The organism is Streptomyces sulfonofaciens (assembly GCF_014656295.1).
Classification (GTDB): Bacteria; Actinomycetota; Actinomycetes; order Streptomycetales; family Streptomycetaceae; genus Streptomyces; species Streptomyces sulfonofaciens.
The window spans coordinates 406781-426299 of the sequence record NZ_BNCD01000004.1; the positions used below are offsets into that span (position 1 = coordinate 406781).

Genomic DNA, 19519 nt, shown 5'->3' on the forward strand with positions numbered 1-19519 from the left:
GGCGCCCGCACGGCCCGGTTCGCCCGTCGCGGGCGGGGCGTGCCGTGGGCTCCCACCGCGGCGGGCGCTCCCGGGCGGCGGCCGGGCGGTGCCTGCGGGCGGCCGGGCGCGGTGAGACGTTCGTGCAGGGTTCGGCGAGTGGAGCAAGCGCATGGCAGCAACACACCACCTCGGTGTTCTCGTCTTTGACGGCATGAAGATGCTCGATGTCTCCGGACCGGCCGAGGTCTTCGCGGAGGCGGACCGGCTCGGCGCCGACTACCGGCTGAGCATCGTCTCGGTGGACGGTGCGCCGGTGCGCTCCTCGATCGGCATGGTGGTCCCGGCCGACACCGACGCCGCCTCGGCACCGGCCTTCGACACGCTGCTCGTCTCGGGCGGCGACGCACTGCCGGAGTCGGCCATCGACCCGTCGCTGGCCGCCGCGGCCGCGGCACTGGCGGCGCGGGCGGGCCGCGTCGCGTCGATCTGCACAGGGGCGTTCATCCTGGGCGCCACCGGTCTGCTGGACGGCAGGCGCGCCACCACCCACTGGCGGCACACCGCGGCCCTCGCCCGCCGCCACCCGTCCACCCGGGTGGAACCCGACTCGATCTACGTCAGGGACGGCGGCATCTACACCTCCGCGGGGGTCACGGCGGGCATCGACCTGGCGCTCGCCCTGCTGGAGGAGGACCACGGCCCGGACCTCACCAGGGACGTCGCCCGCTCCCTGGTGGTGTACATGCAGCGCTCCGGAGGCCAGTCGCAGTTCTCGGCCTCGCTCCGGGGCCCGGCGCCGCAGACGCCGGTGCTGCGGCTGGTCCTGGACGCCGTCCAGGCCGATCCCACCGCCGACCACAGCCTGGAGGCCCTGGCCGAGCGGGTCAGGGTCAGCCCGCGCCACCTCACCCGGATGTTCCGCGCCGAGCTCGGCACCACCCCGGCGAAGTACGTGGAGCTGATCCGCTTCGACATGGCGAAGGCGCTGCTCGACTCGGGCCACAACGCCACCGAGGCCGCCGCCGGGTCCGGGTTCCCGAGCTACGAGAGCCTGCGCCGGGCCTTCGCACGCCACCTGGGCCTTTCCCCCACCCAATACCGGCACCGCTTCACCACGACCACCCGCACCGGCGCCTGACGCGCGTCTGCCGGCGGCCGTCGGGCCATGGCCGTTTTCGAGGGTTTGTTGGCCGTCCGGTAGCGGCTCGGGCCCTTTGACCTGCCGCATCCTAGGACCGAGAACGGCAGGCACGACGACCCCAGGAAGGCCCCAGCCATGACCGAGAACATCGCCGGTGTCCCGATCCCGGACAGCGCTCTCGCCAGGGAGGCGACCGACCTCATCCGCGAGACCACCACCGAGCTCATCTTCCACCACTCGCGCCGGGTCTACCTCTTCGGCAGCCTCCAGGCCCGCGCCCTCGGTCTGCGGCCCGACCCGGAACTGCTGTACGTGGCGGCGCTCTTCCACGACACCGGGCTGGTGCCGCCGTACCGCGGCGACGACCAGCGGTTCGAACTCGACGGTGCCGACCAGGCCCGCGCGTTCCTGCTCGACCACGGGTTCCCGGCCGGTGGCGCGGACACGGTGTGGACGGCCATCGCCCTGCACACCACGCCCGAGGTCCCGTACAAGATGGCCCCCGAGATCGCCGCCACCACGGCGGGCGTCGAGACCGACGTACTCGGACTGAACCTGGCCAACATCGCACGCAGCGAGATCGACGCGGTCACCGCCGCACACCCGCGCCCGGACTTCAAGCGGCAGATCCTGCGGGCCTTCGCCGACGGGTTCCGGCACCGCCCCGACACCACGTTCGGCACCGTCAACGCCGACGTCCTCGAACACTTCGTGCCGGGCTACCGGCACATCGACTTCGTCGACGTCATCGAGAACTCCGCCTGGCCCGAGTGACCCGTGCGGCCGGGCGGTGCCCGGCTACCGGCCGGGTGGGGCGCACGGCACGGCGGGAGCAGGGCGGGGGAGCGGGAGGGGGGTCAGCAGCATCCGGCCCACCAGGCCGACGGCCGTGTCGAGGCGCTGGGCGAACTCCTCGGCGAGCGCGGGCAGTGTGCGCAGTTCCCACAGGGCCCTGGCCGCCGACCAGGCGCCGTCCCTGGCCCGCTCCAGGCTCCAGCAGCCCAGCAGGTGGGTCAGCGGATCGGCGACCTGGAGCAGGTCGGGGCCCGGCATCACCTCCTCGCGGATCCGCTCCTCCAGGGCCACCAGCAGATCGCCCACCCGGTCGAACTCGTCCTCCAGGTCCTGCGGTTGGCAGCCGAGCGCCCGGCAGGCGTCCACGATCGCGAGCGGGAGGTCGTGCCCGATGTGGGCGTTGATGCCCGCGAGGGCGAACTGCAGCGGACGCACGCCCGGATGGTGGCGGGAGCGGAACAGCGGGCGCCAGCAGGCGGGCGGCCGGCGGTCGGCCGCCGCCGCGTCCACGGCCGACAGGTAGCGTCCGGCGAACCGCACGTCCAGGGCCACCGCCTCGGTCCGGTCGCCGAGCCGCCCGAGCGCCACACTCCGGTCCACCGCCTCGGTGACCGCCAGGTACACGTGGTTGAAGACGGCGACACCGTCGCCGTCCGGCAGGGCCTTCGCCAGTGCGCGCATCCGCGCGATCACTGAGCCGATGCCGTGCGCGGGGACCGTGGACTTCTCCGTGTGCGCCATGCACGCAGCGTCCCAGCAGCCGGCGGGTCCCGCGCCCGGCCGGGCCGTGACTTCCCCGGAACGAGCGAACGGGCCGCCCGGCGGCGGCGGGTGGGCCCCGTCGGGACCCAGTGCGCGCCAACAGCCCACCTGTTGAGTGCTCGGACTCATGCATGAATCGGTGCGCGGGGCATTGTCACGCGGAACAGCCACGTCTACGCTCGCACGGTCCCGCTCATGAATGATGTTCACGTACGTGACCCTCTTGATGGGTGGACGGTACTCAAGCTGTCGGTACCCGGTGACCAGCACCGTCATCAGTCCCGAAGGAGCGCACGATGAGCAGAAGACACCGCCTGCGGCTGGGTTCGGTGGTGGCGGCCACGGCCGCCCTCGCCGCCCTGCTCGTGCCGACGGCCTCGGCCGCCGCCCACGGCCACCCGGCCGGGCACCGCGGGGCCGCTGCGCCCGTGCCGCGGACGGCCGTGCTGGACGGCAAGCGCCTGCAGGCCGCCAGGGCCCGCCTGCACCATGGCGACCCAGGTCTGCAGAAGGCCCTGAAGGACCTCACGGCGCGGGCCGACGGCTGGCTCGACCAGGGCCCGTGGACCGTCGTCGACAAACCGGAGCCCGCCCCGGGCGGCGATCCGCACGACTACCTGAGCCAGGCCCCGTACTGGTGGCCCTCCCAGCCCAGGACGGACGACAACCCGCGCGGCTGCCCGTACGTCCAGCGCGACGGCGAGCGCAACCCCGAGGTCGACACCGGCACCGACCGTCCGGACGTCGGCAAGGTCTTCGACTCCTCTTACACCCTGAGCCTCGCCTGGTACTACACGGGCAAGAAGGAGTACGCGGAGCACGCCGCGGACATCCTGCGCACCTGGTTCCTCGACCCGGACACCCGGATGAACCCCGACCTCGACCACGCGCAGTTCATCCCGTGCAAGTACGACGGCCGGGCCATCGGCATCATCGACTTCTCGCAGTCGTACACGAGCGTGGTGGACGCCGCCGCACTGCTCGGCACCGGAGCGCCGGGATGGGGCAGGGGCGAGCGGACCGCCATGGCGGACTGGAACAGGGACTTCCTCGACTGGCTGGTGAACAGCGACTTCGGCAAGGAGGAGGGCGCGGCCGAGAACAACCACGGCACGTTCTACGACATGCAGGTGGCCGCGCTGGCGTACGCCACCGGTGATCAGGACCTGGCCCGCAGCACCGTGCTCAAGGCGCGCGAGAAGCGGATCGACGCGCAGATCGCGGCCGACGGCAGCCAGCCGCAGGAGCTCGCGCGGACCCGTAGCTGGCACTACTCCACCTTCGACCTGGTGGCCTACACCCGGCTCGCCGAGATCGGGCGGCACGTCGGGGTGGATCTGTGGGGGTACGCGGGCCCGGACGGGCAGGGCCTGTTCAAGGCGGTCGACTTCCTGCTGCCCGCGGCCACCGGCGCCGCGCCGTGGCAGTACCCGGAGCTGGAGTTCCACCGGTACGCGGCCAGCGACATCGTGCACGCGGCAGCCGACGCGGGCGACAGGGCGGCCAGGGCCGCGGTGCCCGACCTGCAGGCTCCGCCCGGCGGTGACCTGTGGGCGCTGCGCCCCGCGGCGGAGCAGTTGGACTCGATCGCGGGCTGAGTCCCTTCCGGCGGTCCGCCGCGCCGGCGACCGGCCCCGGGGCCGGGGCGCTCACCCCGGGACCGGGGCCGGGACCGGTGGCCGTGCGCCGCGGCCGGCCCCGCCCCGGTAACCGCGCGGTACCTGGACGGGGCGCCGGGAAGGTCCGGTGGCAGCGGCCGACGGATCGGAAAGGCCGGTGGACGGTGTTCGGAGTGGCGAAGGGAGGCGGCAGCGGTTCAGGACCGGGGCCCGGTGGTCACCGGCTCACGGGCCGGGGCCTCGGCCGGGGGCGCCTCACGAGGCCGCAGCACGCTCGCGCCCAGGGCGAGGCCGCAGGCCAGCACCGTCACCAGGCCGAAGGAGACCACCAGGCTGGTCGCCTGTGCGATGCTGCCGACCGCGGAGGGGGCGACCAGGCCCGAGGTGTACATGATGGTGGCGACGCCCGCGATGGCCTGGCTCGGCCGGGCACCGCTGCGGCCCGCGGCGGCGAACGCCAGCGGGACGACGACCGCGATCCCGAGCCCCATCAGGGCGAACCCGGACATGGCGACCGCCGGGTGCGGCGCGATGACCACCAGGAAGCCGCCGAACGCGGCGAGCACCCCGCCGCCCCGCACGGTGCGCACCGCCCCGAACCGGTTCACCGCCGCATCGCCCGCGATCCGCGCCACCGCCATGGTGAGCGTGAAACCGGTGGTCGAGGCCGCGGCCAGCCCCGCGGAGGTGCCCAGCACGTCGCGCAGGTAGATCGCGGACCAGTCCAGGCCCGCGCCCTCCGCGAACACCGCGCAGAAGCCGACCGCGCCGATCACCAGCGCGGAACGGGGCGGCAGCGCGAACCGCGGAGGTGCCTCCTCGGCCTGTGCCGGGTGCAGGTCGAGCACCCAGTGGCAGGCGATCACACCGGTCACGGTGAGCACGGCGCCGGCCAGCGCATGGTGCAGCCGGGCGTCGGCGCCCAGGTGCGCCGCGAGCGTGCCGCCCGCGGAGCCGAGCAGGGTGCCCACGCTCCACATGCCGTGCAGCCCCGACATGATCGACCGGCCGAGGCGCCTTTCCACCTCGACGCCCTGCGCGTTCATTGCCACGTCCGACATGCCCCCCGCCACACCGCTCACGAACAGCGCGGCGCACAGCGTGACCAGGTTCGGGGCGAGCGAGGGAAGCACCAGCACCATGGTGCACAGCGCCAGCAGCCCGCGCAGCGCGGTACGGGTGCCGAACCGGTGGATCACCGAGCTGGCCAGCGGCATGGCCAGCGACGCACCGATCGCGGGAAAGGCGAGCGCGAGTCCTAACTGCCCCGCACTCACGGAGGCGTGTTCCTGTATCCATGGCACCCGGGTCGCGAAGGATCCGGTCACCGCACCGTGCGCGCAGAACACCACCGCGGTGGCGTACCGCGCGCGCTGCACCTGCTGGTTCCGGCCTGCTCTGCCATCTTTGCTCATGTCCTCGCCCTTTCCCGCGGCCCGTTGAGTGGCCCGGCGGTACCCGGCGGCGGTCGGTCCGCCACCAACGACGGCCCGGGTAAAATTACCAACGGTGTCCGGCGCCCCGGTGGCCGGACCCCGGCTCGCGGTCTCCTCGCAGGTCCGCCCGGACGGGCGGACATTCGTCATCTGTCGGGCGGGGTTCCGGCGCTTTGACGCGCCCTCGTCACGGTCGGCGTCCCCGCCGTCGTCACGGGCCCCCGCCGGCGCACGGCTGCCCGACCGTCCGCCCTCGCGCTCCACCACCGGCTCGCCGCGGGAGCGCCCGGACCGCACCTCGTCTGCCCCGGGGATCGAGGCGTACACCCTATGGCGGACTCCGGACTGCGCATCGCCGCGCCGAGCCGCTTCGCCGAGCCGCCGCGCCGACCGCTCGGCGACGCGCGGTGCTCCCGCGCCGTGCACGACGGCCTGCACGCCGTCCGGAGGCCCGTCCCGACCGGTGCGCTTGCGCAGGTCCACCCGTACGGCCGCGCCCGACCGTGCCGGCGCCGCACCCGCCCCGCCCGGCTGCCGCAGTCGCTCCGGGGAGGATCCGGACGGTCCTCCGGCTGTGAGTCAGGCCACAGCGGCCCCACCCACCCTCCGCTGCCCGGCGTGGCACACTGTGTTCCGTACCAGAAGCAGCGCACTCCGGGGTCGGTGAAAGTCCGAACCGGCGGTTACAGTCCGCGACCCGGCCGCATCCAGTGGCCGGTTGACCAGGTGGAATTCCTGGACCGACGGTGAAAGTCCGGATGGGAGGCAGTGCGCGGCGGGCGGGCGTTCGTGCGCGCCGTCGGCGGTCCGTGTCCACGCGGACCCCTGTCCGGCGCCGTTCCCGAAGGCCCCACCCGTAGTTTCTGTCGTTCGTCGACAGGCCCCGGAGTCCGTGCCCGAAGAGGCAGGAGGACCCGGTGGCCACCGCAGCCGAAACAGCCGCCATGCGGCGCGCGATCGAGCTCGCCGCGCGCGGACTCGGCTCCACCAGCCCCAACCCCGTGGTCGGCTGTGTCGTGCTCGACGCCGCCGGCCGCACCGTGGGCGAGGGTTTCCACCAGCGCGCGGGCGGCCCGCACGCCGAGGTGCACGCGCTGCGCGCGGCCGGCGATGCGGCCCGCGGCGGCGCCGCCGTCGTCACCCTCGAACCCTGCAACCACACCGGCCGCACCGGGCCCTGTGCGCAGGCACTCCTCGACGCGGGCGTCGCCCGCGTCGTCTACGCGGTCGCCGACCCCACCCCCACCGCCACCGGCGGTGCGAGGACGCTGCGCGCCGCCGGTGTCGACGTCGAGTCCGGTCTGCTCGCGGCCTCGGCCGAGGCGGGCAACACCGCCTGGCTGACCTCGGTCCGCCGCGGCCGCCCGCACGTCACCCTCAAGTACGCGGCCACCCTCGACGGGCGGATCGCCGCCGCGGACGGCACCAGCCGGTGGATCACCTCCGCCGAGGCGCGCGCCGACGTGCACCGGCTGCGCGCCGAGAGCGACGCCGTCGTGGTCGGCGCCGGCACGGCGCGCGCCGACGACCCGCACCTCGCCGCCCGGGGCGCGGGGGCCGCGGTGCAGCCGCTGCGCGTGGTCCTCGACTCCGCCGCCCGCGCGGTCAAGCCCGGTGCCCGCGTTTTGGACGACGCCGGGCCCACCCTGATCGCCGTCGCCGAGGATGCGGACGCCGCCCATCTGACCCGTCTCGCCGACGTGCTCCGCCTGCCGCGCACCGCGGCCGGACTCGACGTACCGGCCCTGCTGGGCGCCCTGCACGGCCGGGGCGTGCGCTCCGTGCTCCTCGAAGGCGGTCCGACGCTCGCGGGCTCCTTCGTGGCGGCCGGCGCCGTCGACCGCGTCATCGGCTACATCGCCCCCGTCCTGCTCGGCGCCGGGCCCGCCGCGCTGGGGGAGGCAGGAATCACCACCCTCACCGAAGCGTTGCGGCTCGACGTGAGCGAGATCGTCCGCCTCGGACCCGATCTGCGGATCACCGCCGCTCCGCCAGCGAAGGAGACCTGAGTGTTCACCGGAATCGTGGAAGAGCTGGGCGAGATCACCGGCGTCGAGGAGCTCGGCGACGCGTCCCGCTTCCGGCTGCGCGGACCCGTCGTCACCGAGGGCGCGCGACACGGCGACTCCATCGCCGTCAACGGTGTCTGCCTGACGGTCGTGGACCTGGTGGGCGACGAGTTCACGGCGGACGTCATGGCGGAGACGCTGAACCGGTCCAGCCTCGGCGGGCTCGTCGTCGGTTCCCGGGTCAACCTGGAGCGGCCCACCGCGGTCGGCGCCCGGCTCGGCGGGCACATCGTGCAGGGCCACGTCGACGCCGTGGGCACCCTCCTGGAGCGCAAGCACTCCGACAACTGGGAGATCGTCAGGATCGGGCTGCCCGCCGGGCTCTCCCGCTACGTCGTCGAGAAGGGCTCCATCACGGTCGACGGCGTCAGCCTCACGGTCGTCGACGCCGGACCCGACTACTTCACCATCAGCCTCATCCCCACCACGCTCGCGCTGACCACCCTCGGCATCAAGGAACCGGGCGATCCGGTGAACCTGGAGGTGGACGTCATCGCCAAGTACGTCGAGCGGCTGCTCGCGGCCGAGCGCTCCGAGGCGGCCGACCGGCCCGCGGAGGAGGCGCGGTGAGCGGCTTCGACTGGCTCAACTCACAGGCGTTCACGGCCTTCGGACAGCACATCATCTGGTCCGACCTGGCCGGGAACACCATCGGTCTCGTCGGGCTCGCCCTGGGCTGGCTGAGATCCGTGTGGACCTGGCCCGCCCAGTTGCTCTCGGCCGTCATCCTCGTCGCGGCCAACGTCTCCGTGCAGCAGTCGGGCAGCGTGGGCAAGCAGCTCGTGATCATCGTCACGGCCCTGTGGGGCTGGCAGCAGTGGACCCGGGGGCGGCGGCGGTCCGAGGACGGCGACCTCGCCATCCGGTTCGCCTCCCGGCGCGAGCGGGGCGTGCTGGTGGCCGCCGCCGCCGTGGGCACCCTCGTGGTCGGCGGGCTCTTCACCGCCTACCCGTCGCTGTCCTGGAACCCCTGGCCGGACGCCTACGTGTTCGTCGGCACGCTCGTCGCGATGGTGGCGCAGGCCCGCCGCCTCGTCGAGTTCTGGTTCGCCTGGCTCCTGGTCGACGTGGTCGGCGTCCCCCTCAACTTCTCCAGCGGCCTCGCCTTCTCCGGCCTGATCTACCTCGTCTACGGCGCCCTTGTCCTGTGGGGCATGCGCGCCTGGTGGCTGCGCTCGCGGCAGACGGCGCGGCCCCCTCTGGAAGGAGCCCCGGCATGACCACGGCACCCGTCCGGTTTCCCGGTGACCTCGATCGCGGGGCGGCCCAGGCCGGTCTCGACCCGGTCGAGCAGGCCGTCGCCGACATGGCGGCGGGCCGGCCGATCGTCGTCGTCGACGACGAGGACCGCGAGAACGAGGGCGACCTCGTCGTCGCCGCCGAGACCATCACCCCCGAGATCGTCGCCTTCATGATGTCCGAGTGCCGCGGCCTCATCTGCGCGCCCATGGAGGGCGACGAGCTGGACCGGCTCCAGCTTCCGCAGATGGTGGAGCAGAACACCGAGTCGATGGGCACGGCTTTCACGGTCTCCGTGGACGCGGCGCCCGCGCACGGCGTCACCACCGGCATCTCCGCCGCGGACCGGGCCCGCACACTGCGGCTGCTCGCGGACGGCTCGGCGCAACCGGGCGACTTCGTCCGGCCGGGCCACGTCTTCCCGCTGCGCGCCAGGCCGGGCGGTGTGCTGGCGCGCGCCGGGCACACCGAGGCCGCCGTCGACCTGGCCCGGCTCGCGGGACTGCGCCCCGCGGGTGCCATCGTCGAGATCGCCGCCGAGGACGGCACCATGCTGCGGCTGCCCGAACTCCTCGCGTTCGCCCGCAAGCACGGCCTGTCGATCATCTCCATCGAGGACCTGATCACCTACCGGCGCGGCACGGAGCCCACCGTGCGCCGTGAAACGGCGGTCACCGAGCCCACCGTGCGCCGCGAGGCGTCGGCCCGCGAGCCCACCGTGCGCCGCGAGGCGTCGGTGCACCTGCCGACCGCCTCGGGCGACTTCACCGCCTACGGCTACCGCTCCACGCTCGACGGCGTCGAACACGTCGCGCTGGTGCACGGCGACCTCGGCGACGGCGAGGACGTGCTGGTGCGGGTGCACTCCGAGTGCCTCACCGGCGACGTCTTCCGCTCGCTGCGCTGCGACTGCGGCCCCCAGCTCGCCGCCGCCATGGACCGCGTCACCGCGGAGGGCCGCGGCGTCGTCGTCTACCTCCGCGGCCACGAGGGCCGCGGCATCGGACTGCTGTCCAAGCTGCGCGCCTACGAACTCCAGGAGCGCGGCCGGGACACGCTCGACGCCAACCTGGAGCTCGGCCTGCCCGCGGACGCCCGCGACTACGGCGCCGGCGCGCAGATCCTCGCCGACCTCGGCGTGCGCGGCGTCCGGCTGATGACCAACAACCCGGACAAGACCAGCGCCCTCGTCCGGCACGGCATCCACGTCACCGGCCGGGAACCGATGCCCGTGCAGGCCGGCGAGCACAACCTCCACTACCTGCGCACGAAGCGGGACCGGATGGGCCACGACCTGCCCTGGCTGGACGCCCCCACCATGGCGGCCTGCGGAAACCAGTGACCCCGCACCGCGGCGGACGGCCCCGGCACCACCCACCACCCACCACGGCCCACCCCCGGCACGACCCACTCCAGCACCATCCCGGCAGAACCCCGCACGACCCCCCAGGACCAAGGAGCAAGAGCACGTGAGCGGCAAGGGTGCCCCCGTACTGAGCGTCATGAACGGCAGCGGCCTGCGGGTCGCCGTCGTCGCCGCCCAGTGGCACGAGAAGATCATGAACGGCCTCGTCGACGGCGCCCTGCGCGCCCTGGACGAACTCGGCATCGAACAGCGCACCCTGCTGCGGGTGCCCGGCAGCTTCGAGCTGCCCGTCGTCGCCCGGGCGCTTGCGGTGCACGGCTACGACGCCGTGGTCGCGCTCGGTGTCGTCGTCCGCGGAGGCACCCCGCACTTCGACTACGTGTGCCAGGGCGTCACCCAGGGGCTCACCCAGGTGTCCGTCGAAACCGGCGTGCCGATCGGCTTCGGCGTGCTGACCTGCGACACCGAGGAACAGGCGCTCGACCGCGCGGGCCTCGAAGGCTCCCAGGAGGACAAGGGGCACGAGGCCGTCACCGCGGCCGTCTCCACCGCCGTCACCCTGCGCAGCATCCCCGAGCCCTCGCGTCAGGCGGTGGCGCACGGCCGCGTAGAGTAGGCGGCATCATGTCCAAGAAGACGTTCGAGGAGCTGTTCACCGAGCTCCGGCACAAGGCGCAGCACGGCGATCCCGCCACTTCCCGTACCGCCGAACTGGTCGGCAAGGGCGTTCACGCGATCGGCAAGAAGGTCGTCGAGGAGGCCGCCGAGGTGTGGATGGCCGCCGAGCACGAGGGCCGGGAGGCCACTGCCGAGGAGATCTCCCAGTTGCTGTACCACGTGCAGGTGATGATGGTCGCACGCGGCATCTCCCTCGACGACGTCTACGCCCATCTCTGATCCCCGGCCCACCCGGCCGGCCGCCAGGACCAGCACGCACCCTTCCGCACCGTCCCGCAAAGGAATCCCGCCTCATGCTGCGCATCGCCGTCCCCAACAAGGGTTCACTCTCCGGACCTGCGTCGGAGATGCTCCATGAGGCCGGGTACCTCCAGCGCAGGGACTCCAAGGAACTCGTGATCGTCGACCCCGGCAACGAGGTCGAGTTCTTCTACCTGCGCCCCCGCGACATCGCCATCTACGTCTCCTCCGGTCGTCTGGACATCGGCATCACCGGACGCGACCTGCTGGTGGACTCCGGAGCCGACGCCGAGGAGATCCTGCCGCTCGGCTTCGCACGCTCCACGTTCCGCTACGCCACCCGGCCGGGCACCGCGGGCGGCGTCAAGGACCTGGGCGGCATGACGATCGCCACCTCCTACGAGGGCATCGTCGCCGGGCACCTCGCGCAGGAGGGCATCGACGCCACCGTCGTCCACCTCGACGGCGCCGTGGAGACCGCGATCGAACTGGGCGTGGCCCAGGTCATCGCGGACGTCGTGGAGACCGGCACCTCGCTGCGCAACGCCGGCCTGGAGGTCATCGGGGACCCGATCATGCACTCGGAGGCGGTCGTCATCCGCCGTACGGGTGCCGACACGGACACGGACCAGCCCAAGGCCCAGCAGTTCCTGCGCCGTCTGCACGGCGTCCTCGTCGCCAGGACGTACGTGATGATGGACTACGACTGCCGGGCCGAGGACCTGGAGCAGGCCGTCGCGCTCACCCCCGGCCTGGAGTCCCCGACCGTCTCGCCGCTGCACAACGAGGGCTGGGTCGCGGTGCGGGCCATGGTGCCCGCCAAGGAGGCCCAGCAGATCATGGACGATCTATACGCCATCGGGGCGCGGGCCATCCTGACCACGGCCATCCACGCCTGCCGCCTCTGACCGGACACCCCCCGCCCGCCGCCGCGACCGCGGCGGCCGGCGATCCGACCAGCACCCCTGACCGAGCCCCCGGGAGCACGTGATGACGGACACGCCACCGCAGCCCCCACGGCACGGCGCCCAGCAGGGCGCGGTGCCGGCCGCCGGCGACCGGGCCGCCGCCGAGCCGCCCGCACTGCCGGTCACCTTCCGGCCGGCTTCCACCCGGGCCGTCCTGCTGGGCGGTGGCGGTGTGCTCTTCGCGGTGCTCACCGCGGTGGCCCTGCTGCTGCCCGACATCCGTCCGGCGGAGCGGCTCAGCTTCATCGTCACCGCGGCCCTGCTCTGCGCCGCCCTGGTGCTGCTGAGCAGGCCCAGGGTGGTGGCCGACGTGTCCGGGGTCACGGTCGTCAACATCCTCGGCGGGCGGCGGCTGGAGTGGGCGGAGATCCTCCGGGTCAACCTGAGGCCCGGCGACCCCTGGGTCTTCCTGGACCTCAGCGACGGCACCAGCCTGGCCGCGATGGGCATCCAGCCGGGTCTCGCCAGGCGCCGTGCCATCCACGACGCCCGTGCCCTGCGCGCCCTCGTCGAGGCCAGAGCGGCCGCCGAGCGGAACGTGGCCGCCACGGACGAGTGAGCGGCGCCCGCCCGCCTGCCGGCCTTCGGGGCGCACGGGAGACCTCCGGGTTCCGCCGGGAGATATCGGGGTCCCCTCGGGGGCATCCGCACTGCCACATCGGCGCTTGTCTTGATTAATCTGGTTCCGGAGGCGCACGACGCGCCTCCGCCCCCTCACGCACCACCCGTGGTGCCCGGGGGTCCCTGCTGACCAAGGAGTGACTTCCTTAGGCGATGGACGGTTCGTCCTGTAGTACCTGCGCCGCCCCCTGCCGACACAGCGCGGACCGCGTCCGCGGCGACTCGGAGGCGGCGGCATGATCATCCCCTTGCTGCTCCTGGGAGCGGCCCTTCTCCTGATCCTCGCCAACGGCTTCTTCGTGGCGGCCGAATTCGGCCTCGTGACCGTGGAGCGCCCGGACGCCGAGCAGGCCGCGGCCGCCGGCGACCGACGGGCGGGCTCCGTCGTGGCCGCGCTGAAGGAGCTGTCGTTCCAGCTCTCCGGCACCCAGCTCGGCATCACCATCACCTCGCTCGTCGTCGGCATGCTCGCCGAGCCGGCCCTCGCGGCCCTGCTCGACGCGCCCCTCACCGCGACGGGCCTGCCGGCGGGCGCCGTTCCCGGCGTCGCCGCGGTGATCGGGATGCTGCTCGCCTCCGCCGTGCAGATGGTGGTCGGCGAACTGGTGCCCAAGAACTGGGCGGTCTCCCGCCCCCTGCAGGTCGCCCGGTTCGTCGCCGGGCCGCAGGGCGGCTTCTCACGGCTGTTCAGGCCGGTCATCTCCGGCCTGAACACCGTCGCCAACCGCCTGGTCCGGGCGCTCGGCGTGGAGCCCGCGCACGAGCTGGCCTCCGCCCGCACCCCGGGCGAGCTGGTCTCGCTGGCCCGGCACTCCGCACAGGCCGGCGCGCTGGAGCAGGACACCGCGGACCTGTTCGTGCGCACCCTCTCGCTGGGCGAGCTGACCGCACAGCACGTGATGACCCCGCGGGTGAAGGTGAGCGCCCTGCAGTCCTCCGCGACCGCCGAGGACGTCGTCAACCTGACCCGTGCCACCGGCCTGTCCCGGTTCCCCGTCTACCGGGAGCGGATCGACGAGATCGTCGGCATGGTGCACCTGAAGGACGCCCTGGCGATACCGGCGCACGACCGGCTGCGCACCCTCGTGGGCCGGATCGCCCAGGCGCCGCTGCTGGTGCCTGAGACGCTGCCGGTACAGCCGCTGCTCGCCCGGCTGCGCAGCGAGCAGCCGATCGCCGTCGTCGTGGACGAGTACGGCGGCACCGCGGGCGTCGTCACCCTGGAGGACATCGTCGAGGAACTGGTCGGCGAGGTGCGCGACGAGCACGACGCCAAGGACGCCCCGGAGCTGGCCGCCGCCCCCTCCGAGGACGGGCGGCCCGCCTGGGAGGCCGACGGAAGCTGCCGCGTCGACACCCTGCACGACATCGGCCTGTACGCCCCCGAGGGCCCCTACGAGACGGTGGCGGGCCTCGTCGCCGATCTGCTGGGCCGCATCCCGGCCCCCGGCGACCGTGCGGAGCTGCCCGGCTGGCGGCTCCAGGTGCGGCAGGTGGGCCACTACCGCGCCGAGCGGGTCCGGCTTGTCAGGACGGCGGAGGCCGTGGACGGCCCCGGGGGCGCGGGCGGCGCGCCGCGCGGCCGTGCCGGTGCGGCGGCGGGGGCGGTCCGATGACGCTGCTGCAACTGCTGTTCGCCGTTCTGCTCGTACTGGCCAACGCGTTCTTCGTGGGTGCCGAGTTCGCCCTCGTCTCCGTGCGCCGCAGCCAGATCGAGCCGCTGAAGACCGCGCCCGCCCGCCAGGTGCTCTACGGTCTCGAACACCTTCCGCAGATGATGGCGGCCGCGCAGTTCGGCATCACCGTCTGCTCCCTCACCCTCGGGGCCGTGGCGGAGCCGACCGTCGCCCGGCTGCTCGAACCGGTGTTCGGTGCGGTGCGGCTGCCCGAGGGCCTCGTGCACCCGCTGGGGTATGTGATCGCGCTGGTGCTGGTGGTCTTCCTGCACCTGGTCATCGGCGAGATGGTGCCGAAGAACCTCGCCATGGCGGATCCCGAGCGGACGGCGCTCAGGCTCAGCCCTGGCCTGGTCGCGTTCGCACGGCTGTGCAGGCCGGTCACCGTGGCGCTCGGGGCGTGCGCCCGCGGTGTGCTGGTCCTCTTCCGCGTCGAGCCCAAGGACGAGGTGGAAGCCGTCTTCACCAGCGAGCAGCTCAACCGCCTGGTGGCGGACTCCGGTCAGGCCGGACTGCTCGGCCCGGAGGAGCAGGAGCGCCTCGGGGACGCGCTGGAGCTGGGCTCGCGCCCGGTGACGGACGTGCTGCTGGACCGTGCGTCGCTGGTGACCGTGGACCCGACGGTGACCGCGGGCCAGGTCGTCGCGCTCACCGCACGCACGGGCTACTCGCGCTTCCCGGTGTGCGCGGACGGCGGCGCGTTCATGGGCTACCTTCATGTGAAGGACGTGCTGGAGCTGGAGGACAGCGACCGCGCCGTGCCCCAGCACGTGTGGCGGCCGATGACCACGCTGAGCGCCGAACTCCCGCTGGACGACGCCCTGACCGTGATGCGGCGCGCGGCGACGCACCTGGCCCAGGTCGCCGACGCGTCCGGGCGTGTGGTGGGCCTGGTCACCCTGGAGGACGTGCTGGAACTGCTGGTCGGCGAGGTCCGGGACCCGGCCCACCGGGGGTCGGGGGCCAGGCGGCTCGGTGAGCCGCGCAGGGAGGCCCCGGAGGGCGCGATGGCGAGCTGACGTTCGCGGGCGCGCCCCGGCGGGGGAGTGGGGAACCGGTCCCCGGCCGGGGTGCGAGGGCACGCAGGAACCGCCCGTTCGTCCAGGTGGCCTCCCGCGCTCCCGCCCGGGCCGGCCGTCCGGCTCCTCGCGCGCGCCCTGCCGGGGGCGTCGGCGCGGCCCGGCCCGTCGGCGGACGGGGGTGCAGGGTCGGTCAGGGTCTGCGGCCGTGGAAGGTGCGGCGCAGGTCGCTCACCCAGGCGTCGGGGTTCTCCCAGGGGATGAAGTGGCCGCCGTGGTCGTGGGCGTTGACGTTGACGTGGTTGAACCAGTGGGACTGCGGGCCGGTCCTGAAGGCCCGGACGCGCTCGTCGGCGGTGCGGATGCCGGGCGGGTTCTCGTACGTGACGAAGGTGAGGCCGACCGGGGCCTGCACGACCGGGGTGCGGTCGTGGGCGGGGGCCCAGGGGTAGCGGTTGGCGTTGGCGTAGTAACGCATCGACGTGGCGGCGGAGTTGTTCACCCAGTAGATCGTGGCGTGGGTGAGCAGGTCGTCCTTGGTGAAGACGGACTCGACGTCGCCGCCGTTGTCGCTCCAGGCGTTCCAGCGCTCCAGCAGCCAGGCGAGCAGTCCGGCGGGTGAGTCGCTCAGCCCGTGGGCCAGGGTGGCGCCGTCGAGCATGTGCACGGCGAGGTGGGACGCCGAGCGGTGGTCCAGCTCGATGACGCGGGCGCGGACGTCGGCGGGCTGGTCGTCGGTGAGGGGCCGGTTCCGGGCGAAGTCCCACGCGCGGGGGCCGGTGAAGAAGTCGAGCGGCAGTCCGGAGCCGATGTGGATGCCGTACAGCTCGTCGGCGTACTTGTGGCCGAGCTGGCTGGAGACGATTCCGCCGATGTCGCAGCCCCCTGCGGCGTATCTCTCGTATCCCAGGGTCTCGGTCATCAGGGTGTGCCAGAGGTCGGAGACCTTCCAGAAGTTGACGTCCGGAAAGCCGGTGAGCGGACCGGGGAAGCCGAAGCCGGGCAGGGACGGCACGATGACGTCGAACGCGTCGGCGGGATCACCGCCGAACGCGGCCGGGTCGGCCAGCGGGCCGACCACCTTCGACCAGTGCCAGAACGTCCACGGCCAGCCGTGGGTGAGGATCAGCGGGATCGGGCGGGGGCCGCGGCCCGGCTCGCGCATGAAGTGCACCGGGACACCGGCGACCCTCACCTGGTAGTGCTCGTGCGCGTTGATGGCGGCCTCGGCCCGGCGCCAGTCGTAGCCGTCCCGCCAGTAGGCGACCAGCTCACGCAGATAGCTGTCCGGGACGCCGTAGGACCAGTCCTCGTTCCCCTCGTCCAGCGGCGGACGGGTCGATGTGAGACGGGCGCGCAGGTCGTCGAGGACCTCGTCGGATACATGGAGGGGGGTGGGCTCGAGGGGGAAGGCGTGCGGGGTGGTCATGGCGTGGTTCCTTACCGGATGGGGGAAGCGCGCCGCCGGTCTGTCGGACGGCCGTGCGGCGAGCCGGGGCGTTGCCGGGTGGCGCGGGCGGCGGCGCGGCGAGCGCCTGCGGGTGGTGATGGCCGAGTCGGCCGGCCAGGGGCCGGGCGGCCGTTGCCCTCCCCTCGCGTGACTCGACCAGCCTGGCACGCGCGGGCGCCCGACGGCTGTGACGGTGGCGGGCCACCATCATGCACATGCTGCGCGAACACGACGGGCGGGCCGCCGCGATGGTGGGTACGCGGTCACCCGCTGCGCTGCGGCGGGTGTCCGGCCCAGGGTTCACGGCCCACTCGCGCGGGGTACGGCGGCGCGACGGCCGACGGCGGAACGCCGGGCCGCGGCCCGGACACGCCCCGAGCAGGAGGTGCGGTCCGCACGGGACCTTTCAGAGTGCCGTGGGGTCGCCGGGGCCCCGCCCCGACAGGACCTCTCCGTACGCCTGCATCAGGTCGGGCAGCCGGAGGGTGGCGAGGTCGGTGCGGCCCAGGGCGCCGGGGTAACCGGAGAGCCGCAGGTCGCGGTAGGCGCAGCTCTTCTCGTAGAGGGTGCGCAGGAAGCGGCCGTTGCCCAGCTCGTCGATCCAGCCCTGGTCGACGACGTGTCCGCTGATGGAGCGCAGCTCGTCCAGGGCCTCCTCGTCCCACAGGTCGCCGTTCTCCGCGGCCAGCACCTCGCCGATCGCGGTCAGCTCCAGGGGGCGGTACGAGGGGAAGTCGACACGGGTGGTGAACCGCGAGGACAGGCCGGGGTTGGCGGCGAGCAGCCGGTCCATGCCCTCCGGATAGCCCGCGAGGATCACCACCAGGTGGTCGCGGTTGTCCTCCGCACGCTTCAGCAGCACCTGCAGTGCCTCGTCGCCGTAGGCGTCGCCCTTGCCGTACCCCGTGTTGGACAGGGCGTACGCCTCGTCGACGAAGAGGACGCCGCCGATGGCGGAGTCGATGAGCTCGTTGGCCTTGACCGCGGTCTGGCCCAGGTACTCGCCGACCAGGTCGGCACGTTGCGCCTCCACCAGGTGGTCCCCGCCGAGCAGGCCGAGGGCGTAGAACACCCGGCCCAGGATGCGGGCCACGGTGGTCTTGCCGGTGCCGGAGGGCCCGGAGAAGACGAAGTGGCGCTTCGGGGGCTGGACGGGCAGGCCCTGCCCGGCGCGCAGCCGCGCCATGTTCAACTGGGCCGAGAGCGCCTTGACCTGGCGCTTGACCGGTTCGAGCCCGACCATGCGCTCCAGCTCGGTGAGCGCCTCCTCCAGCAGCGCGGGGTCGGCGGGGCCGGCCGGCAGCTTCGGCGGGCCGGCCTGCACCGGTACCACGGCCTTCTCGCGTACGGTGTCCGCCTCGCCGCTCACCCCGGCCGAGGGGGCCGGCTCCGGGTCGCCGAGCCTGAGGTCCCGGCCCTCCATGCCGAACAGGGGATCGGCGCCGTCCATGGCGTCCACGGCGTCCTGGCCGAGGCCGGCGAGGGCGATGGCGGCGACGTCGGCCGCGTCGTCGTACCCGTCGCCCTCGGCTATCGCGGCGAGCCGGGCGGAAGTGTCCATGAAGGCCGGGTCCACCCGGTGCACGGCGCGGTACAGCGGCAGGGCAGCGGCGCTGCGCCCGGTGCCCTCGTGCGCGCGGGCCAGCCAGTACCGCAGCTCCTTGCGCTGGGGCTGCTCGCTGCGGCAGCGCATCAGTGCGGCGGACAGCAGCGGCTCGGCCTGCCCGTACATGTCGAGGCGCACGCGTGCCATGCCGCCGAACAGACCCGCCTCGATGCCGAGCATCGGGTCGTCGAGCAGAGGGTCTGTGTGCCGGACGAGCTGCTCCCAGTCCTTGACGAGGTAGGCGCGGCAGGCGTGCAGGAAGCGGACCTGCCCGTCGGCGTCGACCGGTGGGAGGCCCGCCAGCGCACGGTCCAGCTCGGGGACGTGGCGGCCGTCCAGCCAGTGGGAGGCGTGGGCGAGGAGCAGGTCGCGCGGCGACTCCAGCACCGGCTGCACCCACCAGCCAAGCCAGTACCAGGAGTTGAGGGTCCTGCGGTGGCGGGCGCGCTGTTCGCCGAAGCGGTCGCGGTGCTGGAACATCCGCAGCAGGGCGGTGGTGGTCTCGATGCGCAGCGCGTGCAGTCCCAGCCAGCCGTCGGCCATCCCGGGGTCGAGCCGCACCGCGGCCCGGAACTCCTCCTCCGCCTGCGGATAGGCACCCATCGTGTAGGCATCGACTCCCCGGAGCCAGGCCAGGTCGGCCGGGGCGGGTGAGCCCTGCGTGCCGAAGTCCATCACGTCCCCCACAAACCGTGCCCCCGTGGTGTGCCGACGGGTTCGTGCCCGCCGGCTCCTTCGCCGAACCGTTGTGCCGTGGACGGGAATTGACTCGGTGCTCTGAGCAGCCGTCCGGTAACTGCACCGCACAGCATCGTACCTGCGGGGCCATGGCGGGCCGAAGGGTGCCGCACT

At 73.5% G+C, this 19519-nt stretch carries 17 protein-coding genes and 1 riboswitch; of the genes, 13 read left to right on the forward strand and 4 right to left on the reverse strand.

Annotated features, from left to right (window positions below; translation table 11 throughout):
• The first annotated feature begins 151 nt into the window (after positions 1–151).
• Positions 152–1120 carry a GlxA family transcriptional regulator gene (locus IE313_RS09915; protein ID WP_189930599.1) on the forward strand — a complete coding sequence of 323 codons (969 nt, stop codon included), beginning with the start codon at positions 152–154 and terminating at the stop codon, positions 1118–1120.
• Between the two features lie 138 nt (positions 1121–1258).
• Positions 1259–1897, forward strand: coding sequence for an HD domain-containing protein (locus tag IE313_RS09920; RefSeq protein ID WP_189930600.1), 639 nt, complete (start codon positions 1259–1261; stop codon positions 1895–1897).
• Between the two features lie 24 nt (positions 1898–1921).
• Here IE313_RS09920 and IE313_RS09925 read toward each other — a convergent pair whose 3' ends face one another.
• Positions 1922–2659, reverse strand: a complete 738-nt coding sequence (locus tag IE313_RS09925) for a DUF5995 family protein (RefSeq protein WP_189930601.1) — start codon at positions 2657–2659, stop codon at positions 1922–1924.
• A gap of 317 nt (positions 2660–2976) precedes the next feature.
• Here IE313_RS09925 and IE313_RS09930 point away from each other — a divergent pair, with 317 nt between their 5' ends.
• Positions 2977–4278 (forward strand): alginate lyase family protein, encoded by a 1302-nt coding sequence (locus IE313_RS09930; protein ID WP_189930602.1) that lies wholly within the window; start codon positions 2977–2979, stop codon positions 4276–4278.
• Positions 4279–4496: 218 nt separating this feature from the next.
• Here the strand turns inward: IE313_RS09930 and IE313_RS09935 are convergent, their stop codons facing one another.
• Positions 4497–5714, reverse strand: coding sequence for an MFS transporter (locus IE313_RS09935; protein WP_189930603.1), 1218 nt, complete (start codon positions 5712–5714; stop codon positions 4497–4499).
• Between the two features lie 666 nt (positions 5715–6380).
• Positions 6381–6511: riboswitch (FMN riboswitch) on the forward strand.
• Positions 6512–6652: 141 nt separating this feature from the next.
• Between IE313_RS09935 and ribD the strand changes: the two genes are divergently transcribed.
• The 10 genes from ribD to IE313_RS09985 all read left to right on the forward strand — a co-directional run bounded on the left by ribD (position 6653) and on the right by IE313_RS09985 (position 15611).
• Positions 6653–7744 carry a bifunctional diaminohydroxyphosphoribosylaminopyrimidine deaminase/5-amino-6-(5-phosphoribosylamino)uracil reductase RibD gene (gene ribD, locus IE313_RS09940; protein ID WP_189930604.1) on the forward strand — a complete coding sequence of 364 codons (1092 nt, stop codon included), beginning with the start codon at positions 6653–6655 and terminating at the stop codon, positions 7742–7744.
• Entirely contained in the window at positions 7745–8374 is a 630-nt protein-coding gene (locus IE313_RS09945; protein WP_189930605.1) for a riboflavin synthase, read from the forward strand.
• On the forward strand, positions 8371–9024 hold the full coding sequence (locus IE313_RS09950) for a nicotinamide mononucleotide transporter family protein (RefSeq protein WP_189930606.1): 654 nt from the start codon (positions 8371–8373) through the stop codon (positions 9022–9024). Before IE313_RS09945 ends, IE313_RS09950 begins: the two co-directional genes overlap by 4 nt.
• Entirely contained in the window at positions 9021–10385 is a 1365-nt protein-coding gene (ribB, locus tag IE313_RS09955) for a 3,4-dihydroxy-2-butanone-4-phosphate synthase (RefSeq protein ID WP_189930607.1), read from the forward strand. The genes IE313_RS09950 and ribB overlap by 4 nt, the downstream gene beginning before the upstream one ends.
• 127 nt (positions 10386–10512) lie before the next feature.
• Complete coding sequence (gene ribH / locus IE313_RS09960) at positions 10513–11025, forward strand: 6,7-dimethyl-8-ribityllumazine synthase (RefSeq protein ID WP_189930608.1); 513 nt, start codon at positions 10513–10515, stop codon at positions 11023–11025.
• An 8-nt stretch (positions 11026–11033) separates the two neighbouring features.
• Positions 11034–11306, forward strand: coding sequence for a phosphoribosyl-ATP diphosphatase (locus tag IE313_RS09965; protein WP_189930609.1), 273 nt, complete (start codon positions 11034–11036; stop codon positions 11304–11306).
• Positions 11307–11380: 74 nt separating this feature from the next.
• The gene (hisG, locus tag IE313_RS09970; protein ID WP_189930610.1) at positions 11381–12235 is read left to right on the forward strand and encodes an ATP phosphoribosyltransferase; all 855 of its coding nucleotides are present in this window, start codon (positions 11381–11383) and stop codon (positions 12233–12235) included.
• An 82-nt stretch (positions 12236–12317) separates the two neighbouring features.
• The gene (locus tag IE313_RS09975; protein WP_189930611.1) at positions 12318–12854 is read left to right on the forward strand and encodes a PH domain-containing protein; all 537 of its coding nucleotides are present in this window, start codon (positions 12318–12320) and stop codon (positions 12852–12854) included.
• A gap of 298 nt (positions 12855–13152) precedes the next feature.
• On the forward strand, positions 13153–14532 hold the full coding sequence (locus tag IE313_RS09980; RefSeq protein WP_189930612.1) for a hemolysin family protein: 1380 nt from the start codon (positions 13153–13155) through the stop codon (positions 14530–14532).
• Positions 14529–15611: a hemolysin family protein gene (locus tag IE313_RS09985; RefSeq protein WP_189930613.1), complete on the forward strand. Its 1083-nt coding sequence runs from the start codon at positions 14529–14531 to the stop codon at positions 15609–15611. Before IE313_RS09980 ends, IE313_RS09985 begins: the two co-directional genes overlap by 4 nt.
• 193 nt (positions 15612–15804) lie before the next feature.
• Here IE313_RS09985 and IE313_RS09990 read toward each other — a convergent pair whose 3' ends face one another.
• Together IE313_RS09990 and IE313_RS09995 are read right to left on the reverse strand one after the other, a co-directional pair.
• Positions 15805–17040 carry an epoxide hydrolase family protein gene (locus IE313_RS09990; protein ID WP_189930614.1) on the reverse strand — a complete coding sequence of 412 codons (1236 nt, stop codon included), beginning with the start codon at positions 17038–17040 and terminating at the stop codon, positions 15805–15807.
• A gap of 427 nt (positions 17041–17467) precedes the next feature.
• The gene (locus IE313_RS09995) at positions 17468–19342 is read right to left on the reverse strand and encodes an AAA family ATPase (protein WP_189930615.1); all 1875 of its coding nucleotides are present in this window, start codon (positions 19340–19342) and stop codon (positions 17468–17470) included.
• Positions 19343–19519: the final 177 nt, after the last annotated feature.

What these genes read in the sequence shown, in the direction of transcription:
- IE313_RS09915 (WP_189930599.1), top strand. Translation starts at nt 152, where the DNA reads ATGGCAGCAACACACCACCTCGGTGTTCTCGTCTTTGACGGCATGAAG.
- IE313_RS09920 (WP_189930600.1), top strand. Translation starts at nt 1,259, where the DNA reads ATGACCGAGAACATCGCCGGTGTCCCGATCCCGGACAGCGCTCTCGCC.
- IE313_RS09925 (WP_189930601.1), bottom strand. Translation starts at nt 2,659, where the DNA reads ATGGCGCACACGGAGAAGTCCACGGTCCCCGCGCACGGCATCGGCTCA.
- IE313_RS09930 (WP_189930602.1), top strand. Translation starts at nt 2,977, where the DNA reads ATGAGCAGAAGACACCGCCTGCGGCTGGGTTCGGTGGTGGCGGCCACG.
- IE313_RS09935 (WP_189930603.1), bottom strand. Translation starts at nt 5,714, where the DNA reads ATGAGCAAAGATGGCAGAGCAGGCCGGAACCAGCAGGTGCAGCGCGCG.
- ribB (WP_189930607.1), top strand. Translation starts at nt 9,021, where the DNA reads ATGACCACGGCACCCGTCCGGTTTCCCGGTGACCTCGATCGCGGGGCG.
- IE313_RS09965 (WP_189930609.1), top strand. Translation starts at nt 11,034, where the DNA reads ATGTCCAAGAAGACGTTCGAGGAGCTGTTCACCGAGCTCCGGCACAAG.
- hisG (WP_189930610.1), top strand. Translation starts at nt 11,381, where the DNA reads ATGCTGCGCATCGCCGTCCCCAACAAGGGTTCACTCTCCGGACCTGCG.
- IE313_RS09975 (WP_189930611.1), top strand. Translation starts at nt 12,318, where the DNA reads ATGACGGACACGCCACCGCAGCCCCCACGGCACGGCGCCCAGCAGGGC.
- IE313_RS09980 (WP_189930612.1), top strand. Translation starts at nt 13,153, where the DNA reads ATGATCATCCCCTTGCTGCTCCTGGGAGCGGCCCTTCTCCTGATCCTC.
- IE313_RS09985 (WP_189930613.1), top strand. Translation starts at nt 14,529, where the DNA reads ATGACGCTGCTGCAACTGCTGTTCGCCGTTCTGCTCGTACTGGCCAAC.
- IE313_RS09990 (WP_189930614.1), bottom strand. Translation starts at nt 17,040, where the DNA reads ATGACCACCCCGCACGCCTTCCCCCTCGAGCCCACCCCCCTCCATGTA.
- IE313_RS09995 (WP_189930615.1), bottom strand. Translation starts at nt 19,342, where the DNA reads ATGGACTTCGGCACGCAGGGCTCACCCGCCCCGGCCGACCTGGCCTGG.